The organism is Paraburkholderia tropica, from assembly GCF_914484835.1.
Lineage (GTDB): Bacteria > Pseudomonadota > Gammaproteobacteria > Burkholderiales > Burkholderiaceae > Paraburkholderia > Paraburkholderia tropica_A.
Genome location: NZ_CAJZAR010000058.1, coordinates 27,478 through 47,252, shown reverse-complemented (window position 1 = coordinate 47,252; position 19,775 = coordinate 27,478). Strand labels below are relative to the sequence as shown.

The window sequence follows — 19,775 nt, the reverse complement described above, 5'->3', positions numbered from 1 at the left end:
GCAACCGCACTGAAGCCGTGAACGCGTCCGATCCGATCGCCGACTACCTCGCCGAGCTTGAGCACGTGCGCCGCCTGTCGGCGCACACGCTGCGCGCCTACGCGCACGAACTCGACGAGCTGAAGAAGCTCGCCAACGGCCGGCCGCTCGAACGCGTCGAAGCCGCCGAGGTGCGCGGCGCGGTCGCGCGCGCGCACGCGGGCGGGCTCGCGGCGCGCTCGATCGCGCATCGGCTCTCGGCGTGGCGCGCGTTCTACCGCTGGTACGCGGGACGCGTCGACCTCGACGCAAATCCCGTGGCGGCCGTGCGCGCGCCCAAGCGGGCGAAGACGCTGCCGAAGGCGCTGTCCGTCGACGACGCCACGCGCCTCATGGAAGCGCCGCCGCCCGCCAGCACCGGCGCGGACAGCATCGAAGCGCTGCGCGATCACGCGATGCTCGAACTGTTCTACTCGTCGGGCCTGCGCCTCGCGGAACTGGTCGGGCTCGACGTGCGCTATATCCGCCGCGACGGCTACGAGTCGGCGAGCTGGTTCAAGCGCGACGCCGCCGAAGTCGAAGTGCACGGCAAGGGCAACCGCCATCGCATCGTGCCGGTGGGCAGCAAGGCGCTCGCCGCGCTCGACGCCTGGCTCGCGGTGCGCGATTCGTGGATCAAGCACGACGACGCGCCGCTCTTTATCTCCGTGCGCGGCAACCGCATGGCGCCCGGCGTGGTGCGCGAGCGCGTCAAGCGCGCGGCGCTCGCGGCGGGCATTCCGGCGAACGTCCATCCGCACGTGCTGCGGCACTCGTTCGCCACGCACCTGCTGCAATCGAGCGGCGATCTGCGCGCGGTGCAGGAACTGCTGGGCCATGCGAGCATTTCGGCCACGCAGGTCTACACGTCGCTCGATTTCCAGCATCTCGCCAAGGTCTACGACACCGCCCATCCACGCGCGAAAAAGCGGGACTAGGCGGCCATTGGCACCTCCGGCGCGGCCGGTCCAGAAACTCCGGCGCGCGCGTGATCCTCAACGACCACGCGGCGCGCCCGCAAGCGGCAGGCGCAACGCCCGCCGCCGCATCACCTTTAGCGAAGCCATCATGAATATCGTCACCCTCAAGCCGTCGAAAGAAAAATCCCTGCTGCGCCGCCATCCGTGGGTCTACGCGAACGCGATCGAGCGCGTCGAAGGCAAGCCCGCGTCTGGCGCCACGGTGATCGTGCGCGCCCACGACGGCCGCTTCCTCGCGCGCGCCGCCTACAGCCCGCATTCGCAGATCCGCGCGCGCGTCTGGAGCTTCGACGAAAACGAACCCATCGATCACGCGTTCTTCAAGCGCCGCGTGCAGCGCGCGCTCGCCCATCGTCAGGCGATGGTGCGCGACACCGGCGCCGTGCGCCTGATCTTCGGCGAGGCCGACGGCCTGCCCGGCCTGATCGTCGACTGGTACACCGAAGATGTCGCGCAGAACGCGCGCGGCCAGCTCGTCTGCCAGTTCATGGCGGCGGGCGTCGAGGCGTGGAAGGACGCCATCGTCAACGCGCTGACCTCGGTCACCGGCTGCCCGAATGTCTACGAGCGCTCGGACGTCTCGATCCGCGACAAGGAAGGACTCGAACAGATCACCGGCCTGCTCGCCGGCGACGAACCGCCCGAAACGATCATTGCGAGCGAGAACGGCGTGCGCTATCACGTCGACGTGCGCAACGGCCACAAGACCGGCTTCTACGTCGATCAGCGCGACAACCGCGCGCTCGTGCAGACCTGGGCGCAAGACCGCGACGTGCTCAACTGCTTCTGCTACACGGGCGGCTTCTCGCTCGCGGCGATGAAGGGCGGCGCGAAGCGCGTGGTGTCGATCGACTCGTCGGGCGAGGCGCTGAACACGGCGCAAAAGAACGTGCAGGCCAACGGCTTCGACGCCGACCGCGCGACCTGGCTCGACGCCGACGCCTTCAAGACGCTGCGCCGACTGCACGAGGAAGGCGAGCGCTTCGACCTCGTGGTGCTCGATCCGCCCAAGTTCGCGGCGTCGCGCGAGCACGTGGACCGCGCCGCGCGCGCCTACAAGGACATCAATCTGACCGGTTTCAAGCTGCTGCGTCCGGGCGGCCTGCTGTTCACGTACTCGTGCTCGGGCGCGATCGACGCGGAGCTGTTCCAGAAGATCGTCGCGGGCGCGGCCGCCGATGCGAAGGTCGATGCGCGCATCGTCAAGCGCCTCGGCGCGGGCGTCGATCATCCGCTGCTCACGGCGTTCCCGGAAGGCGAGTATCTGAAGGGCCTGCTGTTGCAAATCGCCTGAGGCGGCCTTATCTGCGCTTGAGTTCGCGAGCGGCGCTTAGCGGCGCTTTAATGGCAGCCTCGATGCGGTTTCGACCCCGATTCGAAGCCGCGCCAGCGCCCTCGCCGCAGATATGTTTCAATAGATAGTTATGTTGTAACACCGCGAGATTCCGGCACGCGGGCGTCCGCGCGGCGCCGCGCCCACACGAGACACTTACCAGGCAAAAAGCATGGCAAACAGCATGATTCCCGTCACGATCCTGACCGGCTTCCTCGGCAGCGGCAAGACCACGCTGCTCAAGCGCATCCTCGGCGAAAACCACGGCATGAAGATCGCCGTGATCGAGAACGAGTTCGGCGAAGAGAACATCGACAACGAAATTCTCGTGCAGGACAGCAACGAGCAGATCATCCAGATGAGCAACGGCTGCATCTGCTGCACGATCCGCGGCGACCTCTCGCGCGTGCTCGCCGACCTCGCGCAGCAAAAGCGCGACGGCAAGCTCGACTTCGAGCGCGTCGTGATCGAGACCACGGGCCTCGCGAATCCGGGTCCGGTCGCGCAGACCTTCTTCATGGATAACGAGATCGCCGACGAATTCCTGCTCGACGCGATCATCACGCTGGTCGACGCCAAGCACGGCAACAAGCAGCTCGACGAGCACGAAGTGGTGCAGCGCCAGGTCGGTTTCGCCGATCGCCTGTTCATCACGAAGGCCGACCTCGTCGACGAGAAGGAAGTCGCCGACCTGCGTCACCGCGTGCTGCACATGAACCCGAAGGCGCAGGTGCGCCAGGTGAATTTCGGCGAGGCCGACATCAAGGAAGTGTTCGATCTGCGCGGCTTCAACCTGAACGCCAAGCTCGAAATCGACCCGGACTTCCTCGCCGAAGACGAGCACGACCACGCGCACGATCATCACGATCATGGTCACGATCACGGCGACCACGCCGATTGCGATCACGATCACGGCAAGTGCACGCACGAAGGCCACGACCACGGCCATCACAACCATCACCACGCGCATCACGACGACAAGATCAAGTCGTTCGTCTACCGCAGCGACAAGCCGTTCGATCCGAACCGCCTCGAAGACTTCCTCGGCGGCATCCTGCAGATCTACGGCGAGCGCCTGCTGCGCTACAAGGGCGTGCTCTACATGAAGGGCGTGGACCGCAAGGTGGTGTTCCAGGGCGTGCACCAGATGATGGGCAGCGACCTCGCGGCCAAGTGGCTGCCGATCGAGAAGAAGACCAGCAAGATGGTGTTCATCGGCATCGAACTGCCGCAGGATCTGATCACCGACGGCCTCGACGCCTGTCTCGTGAAGTAAGCACGGACTCCGGCACGGCGTGTTCGTCGTGCGCGCCGCATCACGCCCGGCTTCGCGCCGGGCGTTTTTGTTTGCGCGCGCCACGATCGCGGTTTTGAAACACGTCTTCAGGCCCACGTCGAAACTGGCCCGAAGCTGGCACAAAACTGGCGCGCAACGGACTAAAACCGACTCGAAGCGCACGAAAAGCGGCGCACAACGGCCTTAAAGCCGCCTTTCTCGCGACGATTCACGCATAAGGCGTCAAATAACGTACCCGACCATCGCTTTTTCACGATTGGCGCGTTATATTTTCTGGATATCGAGCGCAGACGAAAGCCGCCGACGCAGGGATTTCCCGCTTACAGCGCGAGTTTGCGGTTCGGTTACAATACGGCCCCACTGGAATACAGGGCGCCACCCGGACATGGCCTGACAGGCTATCCCGGAAAAACGCGCCTCCCCGGCCGCGCATCGCGTCGCAGCGCGCAGCCGGTACGAAATATGCCTCAGGAGCATCTGAAGAACGGTTTCCAGAGGAGTTCGGCCCCGCAGCGGCGCTAAGGCGTCACCGACAATGCATCGTCCGTGCCCGCCGGCGCGCAGTTTGGCGCGCAATCAGCGCGCGCAATCGTGGTGTCAGCCACTGCGGGCAACACCCAAGTGCAGGCAAGATGTGCCAGTTTTGCCTCACTCATTGAAGAAGCAAGCCAGATGACGACGAAACGACTCTTGACCGAAGCCGAAATCCTGAAGATGAGCGACAAGGATTACATGAACGAGGATCAGCTCGCCTTCTTCAAGAACCGGCTCGAACAGCTGCAGGCGGAAATCCTCCGCAATGCGGGCCAGACCACCGAGAATCTGCGCGAAACCGTGATCGTTCCCGATCCGGCCGACCGCGCGACGATCGAAGAAGAGCACGCGCTCGAACTGCGCACGCGCGACCGCGAGCGCAAGCTGCTGAAGAAGGTGCAGCAGTCGCTCGCGCGCATCGACTCCGGCGACTACGGCTGGTGCGAGGAAACGGGCGAGCCGATCGGCATCCCGCGTCTGCTCGCGCGCCCGACCGCCACGCTCTCGCTCGAAGCGCAAGAGCGCCGCGAACTGCGCCAGAAGCTGTTCGGCGACTGATTGGCCGCCGGCGCCGCCACGCGGCGCGTGCCGATCGACTGCCTTCTTTCGAAGCGCACGGAGTCCCGTGCGCTTTTTCATTTGCGTCCCCCTTTCTCTCCCTTGCTCCGCGTGTGCGCGCCGCCGCAAACGCCGTCGCGGCTTTTCTGCGCTGTCAGACCTTGAACTGCCCGCCGCCGCCCTAAACTTCTACCGACACGCCCGCTCGCGCGCCTCGCGCCGCGTACGGCGCGTAACCGGATCCGCAGGCGCGGCGCGCATGCCGCCGCGCGAAGTCCACGCAACACGCTGGCATCAACGGTAAAAAGGAACGCACATGGAGCAATATCACGGCACGACCATCGTATCCGTGCGACGCGGCGACAAGGTCGCCCTCGGCGGCGACGGTCAGGTCACCCTCGGCAACATCGTCATGAAGGGTGGCGCGAAGAAGGTCCGGCGCATCTACGGCGGCAAGGTGATGGTCGGCTTCGCCGGCGGCACCGCCGACGCGTTCTCGCTGCTCGACCGCTTCGAAGCCAAGCTCGAAAAGCATCAGGGCAATCTCACCCGCGCGGCCGTCGAACTCGCGAAAGACTGGCGCACCGACCGCATGCTGCGCCGTCTCGAAGCGATGCTGATCGCCGCCGACGCCACCACCACGCTCGTCATCACCGGTAACGGCGACGTGCTCGACCCCGAAGAAGGCATCTGCGCGATCGGTTCGGGCGGCGCGTATGCGCAGGCCGCGGCCCGCGCGCTCGTGCTGAACACCGACCTCTCGCCGCGCGAGATCGTCGAAAAGTCGCTCGAAATCGCGGGCGACATGTGTATCTACACGAATCACAACCGCGTGATCGAGACGATCGAGTAAGCGTACCCAGACCGAACCGACGAGAAGGAATCAGGATGAGCACCATGACCCCCGCCGAGATCGTCTCGGAACTCGACAAGCACATCATCGGCCAGGCGAAAGCGAAGAAGGCCGTGGCCGTCGCGCTGCGCAACCGCTGGCGCCGCCAGCAGGTCGCCGACCCGCTGCGCCAGGAAATCACGCCGAAGAACATTCTCATGATCGGGCCGACGGGCGTCGGCAAGACCGAAATCGCGCGCCGTCTGGCGAAGCTCGCCGACGCGCCCTTCATCAAGATCGAAGCCACCAAGTTCACCGAAGTGGGCTATGTGGGCCGCGACGTCGACAGCATCGTGCGCGATCTGATCGAAATCGCCGTCAAGCAGACCCGCGAAACGGAAATGCGCAAGGTGCGCAGCAAGGCCACCGATCAGGCCGAAGACCGCATCCTCGACATCCTGCTGCCGGGCGCGCGCCCGGTCGGCTTCGGTACGTCCGACGCGGCGGCCCCGGCCGAAGGCGGCGACAATGCCACGCGCCAGACCTTCCGCAAGCGCCTGCGCGAAGGCCAGCTCGACGACAAGGAAATCGAACTCGACGTTGAGATGCCGCAAGCCGGCATGGACATCATGGGGCCGCCGGGCATGGAAGACATGACCGAGCAGATCCGCTCGATGTTCGCCAATCTGGGTGGCGGCAAGAAAACGCGCCGCAAGGTGAAGGTCAAGGAAGCGCTCAAGCTGATCACCGACGAAGAAGCGGCCAAGATGCTCAATGACGAAGAGGTCAAGCAGAAGGCCGTGCAGAACGTCGAGCAGAACGGCATCGTGTTCCTCGACGAAATCGACAAGATCGCGTCGCGCAACAACGAAGGCAGCGGTGGCGGCGAAGTCTCGCGCCAGGGCGTGCAGCGCGATCTGCTGCCGCTCGTGGAAGGCACCACCATCAACACGAAGTACGGGATGATCAAGACCGATCACATCCTGTTCATCGCGAGCGGGGCGTTCCATCTGTCGAAGCCGAGCGATCTGATCCCCGAACTGCAGGGCCGTTTCCCGATCCGCGTGGAACTCGAATCGCTCTCCGTGAAGGACTTCGAAGCGATTCTGGTCTCGACCGACGCGAGCCTCGTCAAGCAGTATCAGGCGCTGCTCGCGACCGAAGACGTGCAGCTCGATTTCGCGGAAGACGGCATTCGCCGCCTCGCGGAAATCGCCTACTCGGTCAACGAGAAGACCGAGAATATCGGCGCGCGCCGCCTTTACACGGTCATCGAAAAGCTGCTGGAAGACGTGTCGTTCGCGGCCGGCAACCATGCGGGCCAGAGCGTGACGATCGACGCCGCCTATGTCGACAAGGCGCTCGGCGAAGTCGCGCAGGATGAAGATCTGTCGCGCTACGTGCTGTAACGGCCGCGCGCCTCGCCAACAAAAAAAGCCCTGCATTGCAGGGCTTTTTTCATGGCGGCGGCGTTACTGCTTGACCGGCCGCTTGGCGAGCTTGCGCTGCAACGTGCGGCGGTGCATGTTGAGCGCGCGCGCCGTGGCGGAGATGTTGCCGCCGTGCTCGGCCAGCACGCGCTGAATGTGCTCCCATTCGAGACGCGCAACCGACAGCGGCGTGGGATGCTCAATGGCCGCTTCGGCTTGCAGCGCGCTCGCGTCGCTTTGCAGTGCCGACAGAATCATTTCGACGTTCGCGGGCTTGGCCAGATAGTTGTCCGCGCCGTCCTTCACCGCCTGCACCGCCGTGGCGATGCTCGCGTAACCCGTGAGCACGAGCATGCGCGCGTCGGGCTGCAGGTCGCGCAGCGGCGCGATCAGCGAGAGACCCGAGTCGTTGCCCAGATGCAGGTCGACGGTGATCTGCGAGAACTTCTGCTGGTTGGCGAAGCGCACCGCCTCGTCGGCGTTGTGCGCCTGCTGGACCTGATAGCCGCGCCGCGTGAGGCCTCGCGCCAGGATGTCGGAGAAGACTTCGTCGTCGTCGATCACCAGAAAATTCATATCGCTCATGCCACTTTCTCCGTGTTGTTTAGGCCGCGTCGGGCCGGGCCGGCCCCTCGCCTGATTCAATATCCGAACCCTTGGCCGCCGCGCCATCGCGCGAGCCCGCAGCCTGGTCCGTCTCGCCCGGCGATGCCGGCGCCTGTGCCTGGTCGCCCGTTTTCACGGGCACCCGGAGCACCGCACGCGTGCCGCGCGCCTTGCGCGCGCGCGTGCCGCCGCCCACCGCGGCCGCAGCATGTGCTGCGACTGCTCCACTGCTCCCTTCGGCTGCGCCGCCTTCGGACGCCACGCCGCCCGCCGCCGCGTCGGTCAGTTCGATCGAACCGCCCAGCCGCGCCGCCGACGAAAACGCCAGATACAGCCCCACGCCATGGCCGCCCTGGGTGCTCTCCACGGGCGCGGCGCCCAGCGAGGCGCGCAGCGACGCCGGAATGCCCGGCCCCGCGTCGCAGACTTCGAAATCGATGAAGCCCGCCACGCGCGGCGACGGGTACGCGCGCAGCGAAACGAAATCGCGGCTCGCGCGCGCGGCGTTGTCGAGCAAAATGGTGAGGATCTGGCCGACCGCCACGGTGTCTTCGAGGCAGAGGTCCGCAGGCGGCTCGCCGAGCAGTTCGAACTTCACGTGCGGTTGGCGCAGGCGCCACTGCTCGACGAACGGATCGAGCCATTCGCCCACAGGCTGACGGCTGCCCGCCGACGACGCACGGCTGCGCAGACGCGCGAGCGCCGAGGTGCAGAGCGTGATCTGCCTGTCGAGCAGTTCGAGGTCGGCGCCGTAGGGCGCGAGGCCTTTGTCCGTGCGCGCGATGTCGCGCAACTCTTCGGTCAGCATGGAAATCGTGGAGAGCGGCGTGCCGATCTCGTGCGCGACCGTGGCCGCCTGCACGCCGAGCGCGACCGCGCGTTCGTCGCGCAGGAGGCGCTGCTGGGCGTCGGCGAGCGCGTTCTCGCGCTGGCGCAGCGCGCGCGACATGCGCGCCACGAACCAGACGATCAGCGCCACGCTCACCATGAAGTTCACCCACGTGCCCGCGCGGTAGTAGTCGAACAGGTTCGACGGGTTGTCGAGATTGAGCGGGACGTTGTCGAAACCGAGCAGCACGTAGCAGGCCACCGCGAAGCACGCGAGCCACGCCGTGAGATACCACGGCAGCACGGCCGCCGCGATGGCGAGCGAGGGCAGATAGAGCGAGACGAACGGATTGGTGGTGCCGCCCGAGAGAAACAGCAGCGCCGAGAGCGCGCCGAGGTCGACCCAGATCTGGCCGAACAGTTCGAGATTGGACTCGGGACGATCCTGCGTGACGCGCAGCCAGGTCACGCCGTTGAACGCCACTTCGAGGGCGATCACGAACAGCATGGCAGGCAGCGGCAGTTGCACGCCGAAGAAAAATTGTACGAACGCAATCGTGCAGAGCTGGCCGATGATGGCGAGACTGCGCAGCCAGAACAGATGGCTGAGATTGACGCTAGCACTGACGGTTATTCGATGCATGCTGTCAGTTTACCTGTTCGTACTTGTCCGATTCCTTAACCTGAGCAGCTTTGTTTGAATATTGCTCATAGTCGAATCTGCTCGAAATAGATTTGCCTGAAGCCGCGTTATTCATCTAAGGCCGATAAACCTATGCAAACGGACGCCCACAATTTGCTTCCGCCAATGTGGAATCTCTTTCTCGATTTCGTCGATGCCGCCGCGCGAACGGACCCGGCGCCGGCTGCTGACCGCGAGGCGGAAAACGAAGCGCACGCGCTGTTGACGAAGGCCCGCGCAACTCTGCTCTCACTCGACGACGACGCGCTGATGCGCATCGCGGCCCAGGTGCAGGAACCCGCCAAAGCGCCCGCCGCACTGCGGTTCGCGCTGGCTGCGGCGCGTCTCGCGCCCGCTCGCGTGACGGCGCAATTCGCCGCCGGACTCGCGCTGCAATTCGCCAATCGTCACGCCGATGCCGTCGAACCATACCGCCGCGCGCTGGCAATCGACCCGACGTTTCCAAATCTTCGCAACAATCTTGCAATCTCTTTGATGCTTATCAAATCAGAGAGAGGCGAGGTTGATCGGCTGCTCGAAGATGCCGTCGCGGCCGACCCCGGCAACAGCCGTGCGTGGATCAATCTCGCGTTGCTGCGCCCGACCGACACCGATCTTGCGCGACCTCATGACGCAGCCCGTCGCGCCCTCGCGCTCGCGCCGCACGACCCGCTCGCGATCAACAACTACGCGATGGTGTGCAAGGAAGCGCAAGACTGGGACGAAGCGGAGCGCGCGGCGCGCGCCGCCTGCGAGTATGCGCCCAACGAAGCCTCGTCGCGTTTCAATCTGGCGATCCTGCAGCTCTTGCGCGGCGACTATGCCGAGGGCTGGGCCGGCCACGAACTGCGCTGGCGAGGTTCGCGCGAACTCGCGTCGGGGCGGCCCGCGTTTGCGAAGCCGCAATGGCACGGCGAGCCGCTCGCCGGACGCACGCTGCTGCTTTGGGGCGAACAGGGCATGGGCGACCTGCTGCAATTCGCCCGTTACGTGCCGATGCTCGCCGAGCGTGTGCATCGCGAAGGCGGCAAGCTGGTCTGGAATTCGTTTCCGCAAATGGGCGCGCTGCTCTCGCGCAGCTTCGCCGGCCACGTCGATCTCTATTGCTCGGGCGGGCCGGTCGAAGCGCTGCCGCCGCACGACTGCGAAGTGTCGCTGCTGAGCCTGCCGTTCCTCTTCGATACCCGCGACGACACCCTTCCCGGCCCGACCGGCTATCTCACGGCCGACCCGGCGCGCGCCGCGTACTGGCGCGAGCGGCTCGCGGCCGACGCCGGTCCGCGCCGCCTGAAGGTCGGCCTCGCGTGGACCGGCAGCCTCACGCATCAGCGCAATCCGTATCGGCGCGTCGGGCTCGAACGCTTCGCGCAGGCGTTCGCGGGCATGGCGTCCGACGTTGCGTTCTACTCGCTGCAGCCGGGCGCGCAAGCCGATGTCGAGGCGGCGCGCGCGGCGGGCTTCGCCATCGCCGACTACAGCGCCGAATGGCCGAACTTCGACGAAACCGCGGCCTTCGTCGACGGGCTCGATCTGGTGATTTCGGTGTGCACGTCGGCGGCGCATCTGGCGGGCGCGCTCCGCAAGCGCGCGTGGGTGCTGCTCGACGTGAATCCGCATTGGGTCTGGCAGCTCGATCGCCGTGACAGCCCGTGGTATCCGAACACCACGTTGTATCGGCAGAAGCAGTTCCGCGACTGGACGCCGGTGCTCGACGCGGTGAGCGCCGATCTGGCGGCGCTCGCGCGGGAATCTCGCGAGGCGGCCAGCGCGTAAGGGGCAAGCGTGACGCTTGGCGGAAGTTCAGCCGTCCTGCGGCCCGCCAGCCGGCACATGGCCCGTGGCGACGGCGGCGGCGAGGCATTCGGGGCACAGGCAGCGGCCGCGCGGATCGAGCTGGCTCGCCGGCAGCGCGGGCATCGACTTGCACCAGCAGTCGAACGGCTCGGCGTGACGGCCGCAGTCGAAGCGGCTGCCGCAGCGCGGGCAGCGGATGCTGCGCGTCGCATCGCGAAGTTCGGCTGATTTCGCAGCCGAATTCGCGGCCGATTTCGCGTCCGAAGTTGCGCCCCGGGCCGCGCCCTGCTTGGCGGCGTGGGGCTTGGAGGCGGTCATGGCGCGCTCCTCGTGAGCCGGCGTCGGCGGTAAGGAAATGATGCCACAGTGCGGCGCGGCGCCGGGCGGTGTTCCTGCGCGTTGGATGCAGACAACGCCGCACGCGTCCGTCCTCGCCCATTTTCGCCCGCACGCTACCGCGCAATCGCCGCAACGCAGGATATTTCACCAACAATAAACGCGAAATCAGCATATCTTTCCCGATTTCCCGCCTCAGCCATCGGCTACGCCGCACCGCCGCGCACCCTCGCGAAAACCCTGCCGCAAACCCTGTTGCGCCGCGCCAGTCCTGTACAATTCGGCCTGTTTGACCCGCGCGGCCGGTTTCGCCGGATCCTTCCCGCGCTTTCCGTCTCGTTTTTGTCCCGTTTTCTGTCCAGTCTCCGCCGCCATGTCCGAGCCCATCGACCTCACGCAGATCGCGCCCACCCTGAAAGCCGAAATCCTGGCTGAAGCGCTGCCCTATATCCGTCAGTACCACGGTAAGACCGTGGTCATCAAATACGGCGGCAACGCCATGACCGAGGAGCGGCTCAAGCAAGGCTTCGCGCGCGACGTGATCCTGCTGAAGCTCGTGGGCATCAACCCGGTCATCGTGCACGGCGGCGGCCCGCAGATCGACACGGCGCTCAAGAAGATCGGCAAGCAAGGTACCTTCATCCAGGGCATGCGCGTCACGGACGAGGAAACCATGGAAGTCGTCGAGTGGGTGCTCGGCGGCGAGGTGCAGCAGGACATCGTCACGCTGATCAACCATTTCGGCGGCCACGCGGTCGGCCTCACCGGCAAGGACGGCGGCCTGATCCACGCGCGCAAGCTGATGATGCCGGACCGCGACAACCCGGGTCAGTACATCGACATCGGCCAGGTGGGCGAAGTCGAGGCGATCAACCCGGCCGTCGTGAAGGCGCTTCAGGACGACGCGTTTATTCCGGTGATTTCGCCGATTGGTTTCGGTGAGGATGGTCTGTCGTACAACATCAATGCCGACCTCGTGGCCGGCAAGCTTGCGGTCGTGCTCAACGCCGAGAAGCTCGTGATGATGACGAACATCCCCGGCGTGATGGACAAGTCGGGCAATCTGCTGACCGATCTTTCGGCACGTGAGATCGATGCGCTGTTTGAGGACGGCACGATTTCGGGTGGGATGCTGCCGAAGATTTCGTCGGCGCTCGACGCGGCCAAGAGCGGCGTGCGGTCCGTGCACATCATCGATGGGCGGATCGAGCATTCGGTGCTGCTGGAGATTTTGACCGAACAGCCGTTCGGCACGATGATCCGCTCCCACTGACCCCCCTCTGCACAGGCGGCGCTGGACGCGCCGCCTGTGCTGTCTCCCCCCCCTCTGTTTTGCTTCGATGAACGCCATCCGCACCCGTCGCAGCCCGCCGCGCCGTCGGCCGACGCGCGCCGCGCATCGACCGGTCTGGCTGTTCGACCTCGACAACACGCTCCACGGCGCGTCGCGCGCGGTCTTTCCCGCCATCAACCGCGGCATGACGCAGTACATCATCGACTCGCTCGGCGTGAGCCGCGACGTCGCGAACCATCTGCGCACGAGTTACACGCATCGCTACGGCGCGGCGCTGCTCGGCCTGCTCCGTCATCACGCGATCGACCCGCACGACTTCCTCAAGGTCGTCCATACCTTCGACGATCTGCCCGCCATGCTGCACGCCGAACGCGGCCTCGCACGCATCCTGCGCGCGCTGCCCGGCCGCAAGATCGTGCTGACCAATGGCCCGACCGACTACGCGCACGCGGTGCTCGGCGCGCTCGGCATCGAGCGGATCTTCGAGCGCGTGCTCGCCATCGAACACATGCGCACGCGCGAGCGCTGGCGCGCCAAGCCCGATGCGTCGATGCTGCGCAAGACGCTGCGCGACATCGGCGTCGCCTTCGAGGACGCGATTCTCGTCGAGGACACGCGCGGGCATCTGAAGCGCTACCGGCGCCTCGGCATCCAGACGGTATGGATCACCGGCCATCTGCCCGTCGCGCTCGCGCGGGGCGGACGGCCTCACTATGTCGACCATCGCATTCGTTCGCTAAAATCGCTGGGACGCGGCCTGCGTACCGGGCAACTGCGCGGACAACTGCGCGGGCAGTTGCGCGACGAACCGCGCGGCTGAACGCGCTAACGCACATCAGCACATCACGACCGACGCGCCCGACGGACCACGGGCGCGCCGTGCAGCACGCAGCACACGAATCTGGAGCGAGCGCGGGAGTCGGCACGCATCCAGACGCACAACACACCGCAAGATTCGACGGCCCGGCGGCCTCGCCACGGGCCGCGAGCCGGACTCAGGGGCGACATTCATGCAGCCGACCGAAACGCGTGACGCAGTCGTAGCAGCAGAATCACCGGACTCACCCGATGCACCGCCGCGCCGCGCCGGCCGTCCGAAGCCGGGCGAGCGCCGCGTGCACATTCTCCAGACGCTCGCCTCCATGCTGGAAGCGCCGCGCGGCGAGAAGATCACCACCGCCGCGCTCGCGGCGAAGCTCGGCGTCTCCGAAGCGGCGCTGTATCGCCATTTCGCGAGCAAGGCGCAGATGTACGAAGGTCTGATCGACTTCATCGAGCAGACGCTGTTCGCGCTCGTGAACCAGATCGTCGCGAAGGAGCCGAGCGGCGTGCTCCAGGCGCGCGCCATCGCCTTGATGCTGGTCCAGTTCTCGGCGAAAAACGCGGGCATGACGCGCGTGCTGACCTGCGAAGCGCTGGTGGGCGAGCACGAACGCCTCGCCGAACGCGTGAACCAGATGCTCGACCGCATCGAGGCCACGCTGCGCCAGTGCCTGCGCGTGGGCATCGCCGAACTCGCGGAAAGCGCGGCGGACAACCCCGGCGCAGCGGCGGCGCCAAAGGGTTACGATCCGGCAGTGCGCGCGAATCTGGTGGTGCGCTACGTGATCGGCTGCTGGCACCGTTACGCGCAAAGCGGCTTCACGCGCTCGCCCAGCGAGCACGCCGACGAACAGATTCGCGTGATTCTTCAGTAGCGCGGCCGCGCCCGCCCGTTTCGTCTTTTTTCGTCCTCGTTCGTCCTTTTCGCGGCGAGGCGGGCTTTTCCGGTGTTGTCGGCAGGTCCGGGCGCGTCGTTTCGCCCAGCGCGGCCGTGCGCTTCGCTTCCTTTCGCAAGGAGAAGCACGCATGAACCGACCCGACGTCCGCCCGACTTCCTCCATTCCGCCGATTCCCCCGGCCGCCCTGCCCATCCTCGCGGGACTGTCCGCCCATTGGGGCTGGCTGCTCGCGCGCGGCATCGCCGCCATCGTGTTCGGCGTGCTCGCCTTCATGTGGCCGGGCTTCACCGTCATCACGCTCGCCATCGTCTGGGGCGCCTACGCGATCGTCGACGGCGCCTTCGCGCTGCTCTACGGCGCGCGCGGCGGCGGCACGCGGCGCTGGGCCTACGTCGTGGTCGGCCTGATCGGCGTGATCGCGGGCCTCGTGGCGTTCTTCTGGCCCGGCGAAACGGCCATCGTGCTCGTGATGATCATCGGCTTCTGGGCGCTCGCGGTCGGCATCTTCGAAATCATCTACGCGTTCCAGTACCGCCGCGCGATCGCGCATCCGTGGGCGGTCGGCCTCTCGGGACTGCTGTCGGCGGCCGTGGGCTTCTTCATCGTCATGTTTCCGGGCGCGGGCGCGCTCTCGCTGATCTGGGTGATCGCCGCCTACGCCGTGCTCTACGGCATCCTGATGATCGTCGCCGCCTTCGGCCTGCGACGCTGGCGCAACGCGCATCCGAACGGCGTCTGAGCTTGCGTGAGCCCGGCGGCGCGCGGGCGGCGGCCTCGCGCGCCGCCGCTCCTGCAGCCGCCCGTCCGCCGCATTGACGCCAGCGTTTTCCGTTATACTCTGCGTTCACTTGCTTCACCCACGCGCCGATTTGCTGACTCGATTGCGGGCGCGTGAACTCCCGGGACATGGGTCCGGCGGAGTTCGATATAAATGCGGCTAAAGAGGTCGTCAGCTGCGCCAACTCTTTCGCACTCCGCGCTCGCCGACACCGTTTAGCCGCCCGAAAAACACAGGCGGAACGAATGGAATCGATCGGCATCGTCGCTCCTCAAACACTGCATTTCGACGAGCCCCTGCAACTGCAGAACGGCACGGCGCTGGCCGGGTACGACCTCGTGGTCGAGACCTACGGCACGCTCAATGCCGCGCGCAGCAACGCGGTGCTCGTCTGTCACGCGCTCAATGCGTCGCATCACGTCGCGGGCGTCTACGCGGACAACCCCAAGGACGTCGGCTGGTGGGACAACATGGTCGGGCCCGGCAAGCCGCTCGACACCAACCGCTTCTTCGTGATCGGCGTGAACAATCTGGGCTCGTGCTTCGGCTCGACCGGCCCGATGAGCATCGATCCCGCCACGGGCAAGCCGTGGGGCGCGAAGTTTCCGGTCGTCACCGTGGAAGACTGGGTCGACGCACAGGCGCGCGTGGCCGATCGCTTCGGCATCGAGAAGTTCGCGGCGGTGATGGGCGGCAGCCTCGGCGGCATGCAGGCGCTGGCCTGGAGCCTGCGCTACCCGGACCGCCTCGGCCACTGTCTGGTGATCGCCTCGACGCCCAAGCTCTCCGCGCAGAACATCGCGTTCAACGAAGTGGCGCGCTCGTCGATCCTCTCAGACCCGGATTTCCACGGCGGCGACTACTACGCGCATAACGTGAAGCCGAAGCGCGGCCTGCGCGTGGCGCGCATGATCGGCCACATCACCTATCTCTCCGACGACGACATGGCCGAGAAATTCGGCCGCGCGCTGCGTCGCGCCGAGGGCGCGCAGAACGAATACAACTTCAACTTCGACGTGGAGTTCGAAGTGGAGTCGTATCTGCGCTATCAGGGCGACAAGTTCGCCGACTACTTCGACGCCAACACCTATCTGCTGATCACGCGCGCGCTCGATTACTTCGATCCCGCGCGCACCTTCGACGGCGATCTGACCCGCGCGCTCGCGCACACGAAAGCGAAGTACTTCGTGGCGAGCTTCTCGACCGACTGGCGTTTCGCGCCCGCGCGTTCGCGCGAACTCGTGAAGGCGCTGCTCGACCACAAACGTCAGGTGACCTACGCGGAGATCGACGCGCCGCACGGCCACGACGCCTTCCTGCTCGACGACGCGCGCTATCACAACGTCGTGCGCGCCTATTACGAACGCATTGCTGCTGAGGTGGGCGCATGAACCAGAGCGCTTTCGACAGTCTTTCCGCCCGTCCCGACTTCCGCACCATCGCGCGCTGGATCGAGCCTCGTTCGAGCGTGCTCGACCTCGGCTGCGGCGACGGCGCGCTGCTCTCGCTGCTCGGCGAGGAGCTGGAGTGCACGGGCTACGGCATCGAGATCAACGACGCGGGCGTGCTCGCCTCGACGAAGAACGGCATCAACGTGATCCAGCAGAATCTGGAAGACGGCCTGCGCCTGTTCGAAGACGCGAGTTTTGATTTCGCGATTCTTTCGCAGACGCTGCAGACGATTCACCAGACCGCCGCGATCCTGCGCGAGACCGCGCGCGTGGGCAAAGAATGCATCGTCTCGTTCCCGAATTTCGGCTACTGGCCGCATCGGCTTTCGGTGCTGCGCGGACGCATGCCGGTCTCGAAGTCGCTGCCCTATCAATGGCACAACACGCCGAACGTGCGCGTGCTCACGGTGAAGGATTTCGAGGCGCTCGCGCCCGAAGTCGGCATCGAAATTCTCGATCGCGCCGTGCTGCACGGGGGCCAGACCGTTCGATGGGGTGTGAACTGGCGTGGTAGTCTTGCGGTCTATCGCGTGAAGAAGCGCTGACGCCGGGACCGGCGCCGCGCGTTTCTCGCCGACTTCTTCCCGACACACCCGCGCCGCCGCCCGACGACATGCCGAATCCGCCCCAAGAGGCCACCACTCAGGACGCAAACGAGGCGCGCCACGCGCCCGCAGCGCAACTGCACGAAGCGCACGACGCCCACGAGGCGCACGACGTCGACGCTCACGAGGAACATCCGGGCTGGCGCGCGTACCTGAACAGGCACATGCTCATCTGCGTGTTTCTGGGCTTCACCTCGGGGCTGCCGCTGTTCACGCTCGTCTATCTCGTGCAGGCGTGGCTACGCTCCGAGGGCGTCAATCTCAAGGAAATCGGCCTCTTCGCGCTGATCCAGTTTCCCTATACGTGGAAATTCGTCTGGGCGCCGCTGATGGACCGTTACGTGCCGCGCCTGCCGGGCTGGAAGCCGGGCCGTCGGCGCGGCTGGATGCTGGTCACGCAGATTCTCGTGGCGGGCGCGATCGCCGCGCTCGGTTTCGTCTCCCCGAAAGACTCGATCTGGACCGTCGCCGCGCTCACCGCGCTGGTGGCGTTCTTCGGCGCGAGCCAGGACATTTCGGTCGACGCCTACCGGCGCGAACTGCTCAAGGACACCGAACAGGGTCTGGGCAACGCGGTGCACGTGAACGCGTACAAGATCGCCGCGCTCGTGCCCGGCTCGCTCGCGCTGATCCTCTCCGATCATCTGCCGTGGAGCACGGTGTTCGTGGTCACGGCCGCGTTCATGATTCCGGGCATGATCCTCTCGCTCGTCGTGACGGAGCCCGAGATTCACGGCGCGCCGCCGAAGAATCTGCGCGAAGCCATCGTGCAGCCGTTCGCCGAATTCGTGAACCGCGACGGCCTCGCCGCCGCGCTGTTCGTGCTCGCGTTCATCTTCCTCTACAAGCTCGGCGACACGATGGCGACCACGCTCTCGACGTCGTTCTTTCTCGACATCGGCTATTCGCGCACCGAGATCGGCGTGATCGCCAAGATGACCGCGTTCGGCGCGAGTCTCGCGGGCGGCATTCTCGGCGGCATCGCGCTGGTGAAGATCGGCATCGGGCGCGGCCTGTGGATTTTCGGTTTCCTGCAGATGGTCTCGACGCTCGGCTTCGCGTGGCTCGCGCAGCTCGGGCCGGGCTCGCCCTCGCTCGCGGCGATCTACGACGTGGTGGTCGCGGTGAGCCACGGCGTCGCGCAGGTCACGAGCGTGTTCGGCGCGCATACGCAGCTCACGCTCGATCCGCGCGCGGTGGCACTCGCGCTCGTCTACGGCTTCGAGACCTTCGCGACCGGCCTCACGCTCGCCGCGTTCACGGCCTATATCGCCAGCACCACCGATCCGCGCTACACCGCCACGCAGTTCGCGCTGTTCACGAGCCTCGCCTCGATTCCGCGCACGCTCGCGTCCGCCGCAAGCGGTTATGTCGTCGCTAAAATTGGCTGGTTCGATTACTTCGTCGTCTGCACGCTGCTCGCCGTACCGGGTATGCTCCTGCTCATTCGTATCGCCCCGTGGAGAAACCGGTCGTGACCCCGCTTCAGCCAGCAGTTTTCGCTTCCCGATCGACGCCATGCCGTCCGGGAGGAAGCGATGCGCGCGGCGCGGCGGATCGACAGCGCCCACACCTTCGCACCGCGCTGCGCGCGCTCGCGCTGACGCTCGCCGCCGCGCTGCAGGCGAGTTTCGGCCAGGCGGCGCACGCTGCGGAGAATCCCGCCGCGAACTCGGCCAGTGCCACGTCCCTGCCGGCCGCGGAGCCGAACGCCTCGGCGGGCGCGGCGACCAGCGGCGCATCGGCTGGCGCCAGCGCGGGCAGCGCCGCGCCGAACGCCACATCGGGCAGCGCGCAAAACGGCGTGCCGAACACCGGCCGCGTGGTCCGCTTCGGCAACATCGCAGTGTTCCGCAACCTGATTCCGTCGCCGATGCTCGAAGCGCAGGCGACCGCCGAATACAACGAGATCGTGCGCGGCGCGGCCCATTCGAACCGCCTCTATCCCGATAGCGATCCGCACGTGCAGCACGTGCGCCAGCTCGTCGACAAGCTCGCGCCCTACGCGCTCAAGTGGAGCGACCGCGTCAAATCGTGGAAGTGGGAAGTGGCCGTGGTGCGCTCGCCCGACATCCGCATGTATTGCCTGCCGGGCGGCAAGATCGTCGTGTACGGCGGCCTGCTCGACCGCGTGAAGCTCAACGACAACGAACTCGGCATGCTGCTCGGCCACGAGATCGCGCATGCGGTGCGCGAGCACGTGCGCGAGCGCCTTGGCGAACAGCAGGCCGCGCAGATCGAATCGGGCGCGGTGCCGCAATTGTTCGGTCTCGCGGACCTCGGCATGTTCCCGCTCGGCATCGGCTCGCGGCTCGTCGAGATGCACTATGGCCGCGCCGACGAAACGGAAGCCGACGTGATCGGCAGCGACATCGCCGCGCGCGCGGGCTTCGATCCGCGCGCCGCGCTCACGCTCTGGGACAAGCTCGCGATGGTCACGCGCGCCGATCGCGATCAGGGCTTCATCTACGTGCATCCGTACACGCCCGCGCGGCGCGCCGACATCGCCAAGCGTCTGGCCGACATGATGCCGCTCTACGCCAAGGCCATCGGCAAGCCGCTCGCCGCCCTGCCCGATTACGAAGGCATGCCGGCCGTGCAGAAGCGCAAGGTGGTGGCGTCGCCTTGAGCGCGGCGCGCTTGATACGCGTGAACTGCAAAACGAAATGGGCGCCGAAGCGCCCATTTTTTTGCCCGC

Annotated in this window: 18 protein-coding genes; 15 read left to right on the top strand and 3 right to left on the bottom strand. The window is 66.2% G+C overall.

Annotated elements, in window-relative coordinates:
* The first annotated feature begins 17 nt into the window (after positions 1-17).
* From xerC to hslU, 6 genes are all read left to right on the top strand, one after another.
* A complete protein-coding gene (xerC, locus tag LDO54_RS19890; RefSeq protein WP_224012388.1) occupies positions 18-956 on the top strand; it encodes a tyrosine recombinase XerC in 939 nt (312 codons plus the stop codon).
* A 130-nt stretch (positions 957-1,086) separates the two neighbouring features.
* Positions 1,087-2,292: a class I SAM-dependent rRNA methyltransferase gene (locus LDO54_RS19885; RefSeq protein ID WP_224012387.1), complete on the top strand. Its 1,206-nt coding sequence runs from the start codon at positions 1,087-1,089 to the stop codon at positions 2,290-2,292.
* 148 nt (positions 2,293-2,440) lie between these two features.
* The gene (locus LDO54_RS19880) at positions 2,441-3,607 is read left to right on the top strand and encodes a CobW family GTP-binding protein (RefSeq protein WP_405044959.1); all 1,167 of its coding nucleotides are present in this window, start codon (positions 2,441-2,443) and stop codon (positions 3,605-3,607) included.
* Between the two features lie 693 nt (positions 3,608-4,300).
* On the top strand, positions 4,301-4,720 hold the full coding sequence (gene dksA, locus LDO54_RS19875; RefSeq protein ID WP_028203189.1) for an RNA polymerase-binding protein DksA: 420 nt from the start codon (positions 4,301-4,303) through the stop codon (positions 4,718-4,720).
* A 316-nt stretch (positions 4,721-5,036) separates the two neighbouring features.
* Positions 5,037-5,573 (top strand): ATP-dependent protease subunit HslV, encoded by a 537-nt coding sequence (gene hslV, locus LDO54_RS19870; protein ID WP_224012385.1) that lies wholly within the window; start codon positions 5,037-5,039, stop codon positions 5,571-5,573.
* Positions 5,574-5,608: 35 nt separating this feature from the next.
* On the top strand, positions 5,609-6,961 hold the full coding sequence (gene hslU, locus LDO54_RS19865; protein WP_224012384.1) for an ATP-dependent protease ATPase subunit HslU: 1,353 nt from the start codon (positions 5,609-5,611) through the stop codon (positions 6,959-6,961).
* 63 nt (positions 6,962-7,024) lie between these two features.
* Here hslU and LDO54_RS19860 read toward each other — a convergent pair whose 3' ends face one another.
* Together LDO54_RS19860 and LDO54_RS19855 are read right to left on the bottom strand one after the other, a co-directional pair.
* Complete coding sequence (locus LDO54_RS19860) at positions 7,025-7,567, bottom strand: response regulator transcription factor (protein WP_224012383.1); 543 nt, start codon at positions 7,565-7,567, stop codon at positions 7,025-7,027.
* A 19-nt stretch (positions 7,568-7,586) separates the two neighbouring features.
* Positions 7,587-9,059, bottom strand: coding sequence for an ATP-binding protein (locus tag LDO54_RS19855; protein WP_224012382.1), 1,473 nt, complete (start codon positions 9,057-9,059; stop codon positions 7,587-7,589).
* Positions 9,060-9,212: 153 nt separating this feature from the next.
* On the opposite strand from LDO54_RS19855, the gene LDO54_RS19850 reads away from it, so the two are divergent.
* Entirely contained in the window at positions 9,213-10,871 is a 1,659-nt protein-coding gene (locus LDO54_RS19850; RefSeq protein WP_224012381.1) for a hypothetical protein, read from the top strand.
* A 27-nt stretch (positions 10,872-10,898) separates the two neighbouring features.
* On the opposite strand, the gene LDO54_RS19845 is transcribed toward LDO54_RS19850, so the two are convergent.
* Complete coding sequence (locus LDO54_RS19845; protein WP_224012407.1) at positions 10,899-11,090, bottom strand: cysteine-rich CWC family protein; 192 nt, start codon at positions 11,088-11,090, stop codon at positions 10,899-10,901.
* A 511-nt stretch (positions 11,091-11,601) separates the two neighbouring features.
* On the opposite strand from LDO54_RS19845, the gene argB reads away from it, so the two are divergent.
* From argB to LDO54_RS19805, 8 genes are all read left to right on the top strand, one after another.
* Positions 11,602-12,501 (top strand): acetylglutamate kinase, encoded by a 900-nt coding sequence (gene argB, locus LDO54_RS19840; RefSeq protein ID WP_224012380.1) that lies wholly within the window; start codon positions 11,602-11,604, stop codon positions 12,499-12,501.
* A gap of 67 nt (positions 12,502-12,568) precedes the next feature.
* Positions 12,569-13,342, top strand: a complete 774-nt coding sequence (locus LDO54_RS19835; protein WP_224012379.1) for a pyrimidine 5'-nucleotidase — start codon at positions 12,569-12,571, stop codon at positions 13,340-13,342.
* 190 nt (positions 13,343-13,532) lie between these two features.
* The gene (gene slmA / locus LDO54_RS19830) at positions 13,533-14,219 is read left to right on the top strand and encodes a nucleoid occlusion factor SlmA (protein WP_224012378.1); all 687 of its coding nucleotides are present in this window, start codon (positions 13,533-13,535) and stop codon (positions 14,217-14,219) included.
* A gap of 151 nt (positions 14,220-14,370) precedes the next feature.
* Positions 14,371-14,982 carry an HdeD family acid-resistance protein gene (locus LDO54_RS19825; protein WP_224012377.1) on the top strand — a complete coding sequence of 204 codons (612 nt, stop codon included), beginning with the start codon at positions 14,371-14,373 and terminating at the stop codon, positions 14,980-14,982.
* A gap of 284 nt (positions 14,983-15,266) precedes the next feature.
* Positions 15,267-16,412: a homoserine O-succinyltransferase MetX gene (metX, locus tag LDO54_RS19820; RefSeq protein WP_224012376.1), complete on the top strand. Its 1,146-nt coding sequence runs from the start codon at positions 15,267-15,269 to the stop codon at positions 16,410-16,412.
* Positions 16,409-17,017 carry a methionine biosynthesis protein MetW gene (gene metW, locus LDO54_RS19815; RefSeq protein WP_224012375.1) on the top strand — a complete coding sequence of 203 codons (609 nt, stop codon included), beginning with the start codon at positions 16,409-16,411 and terminating at the stop codon, positions 17,015-17,017. The genes metX and metW overlap by 4 nt, the downstream gene beginning before the upstream one ends.
* Before the next feature lie 68 nt (positions 17,018-17,085).
* The gene (locus LDO54_RS19810) at positions 17,086-18,555 is read left to right on the top strand and encodes an AmpG family muropeptide MFS transporter (RefSeq protein ID WP_224012374.1); all 1,470 of its coding nucleotides are present in this window, start codon (positions 17,086-17,088) and stop codon (positions 18,553-18,555) included.
* Positions 18,552-19,706: a M48 family metallopeptidase gene (locus tag LDO54_RS19805; protein WP_224012373.1), complete on the top strand. Its 1,155-nt coding sequence runs from the start codon at positions 18,552-18,554 to the stop codon at positions 19,704-19,706. Before LDO54_RS19810 ends, LDO54_RS19805 begins: the two co-directional genes overlap by 4 nt.
* The last annotated feature ends 69 nt before the right edge of the window (positions 19,707-19,775 follow it).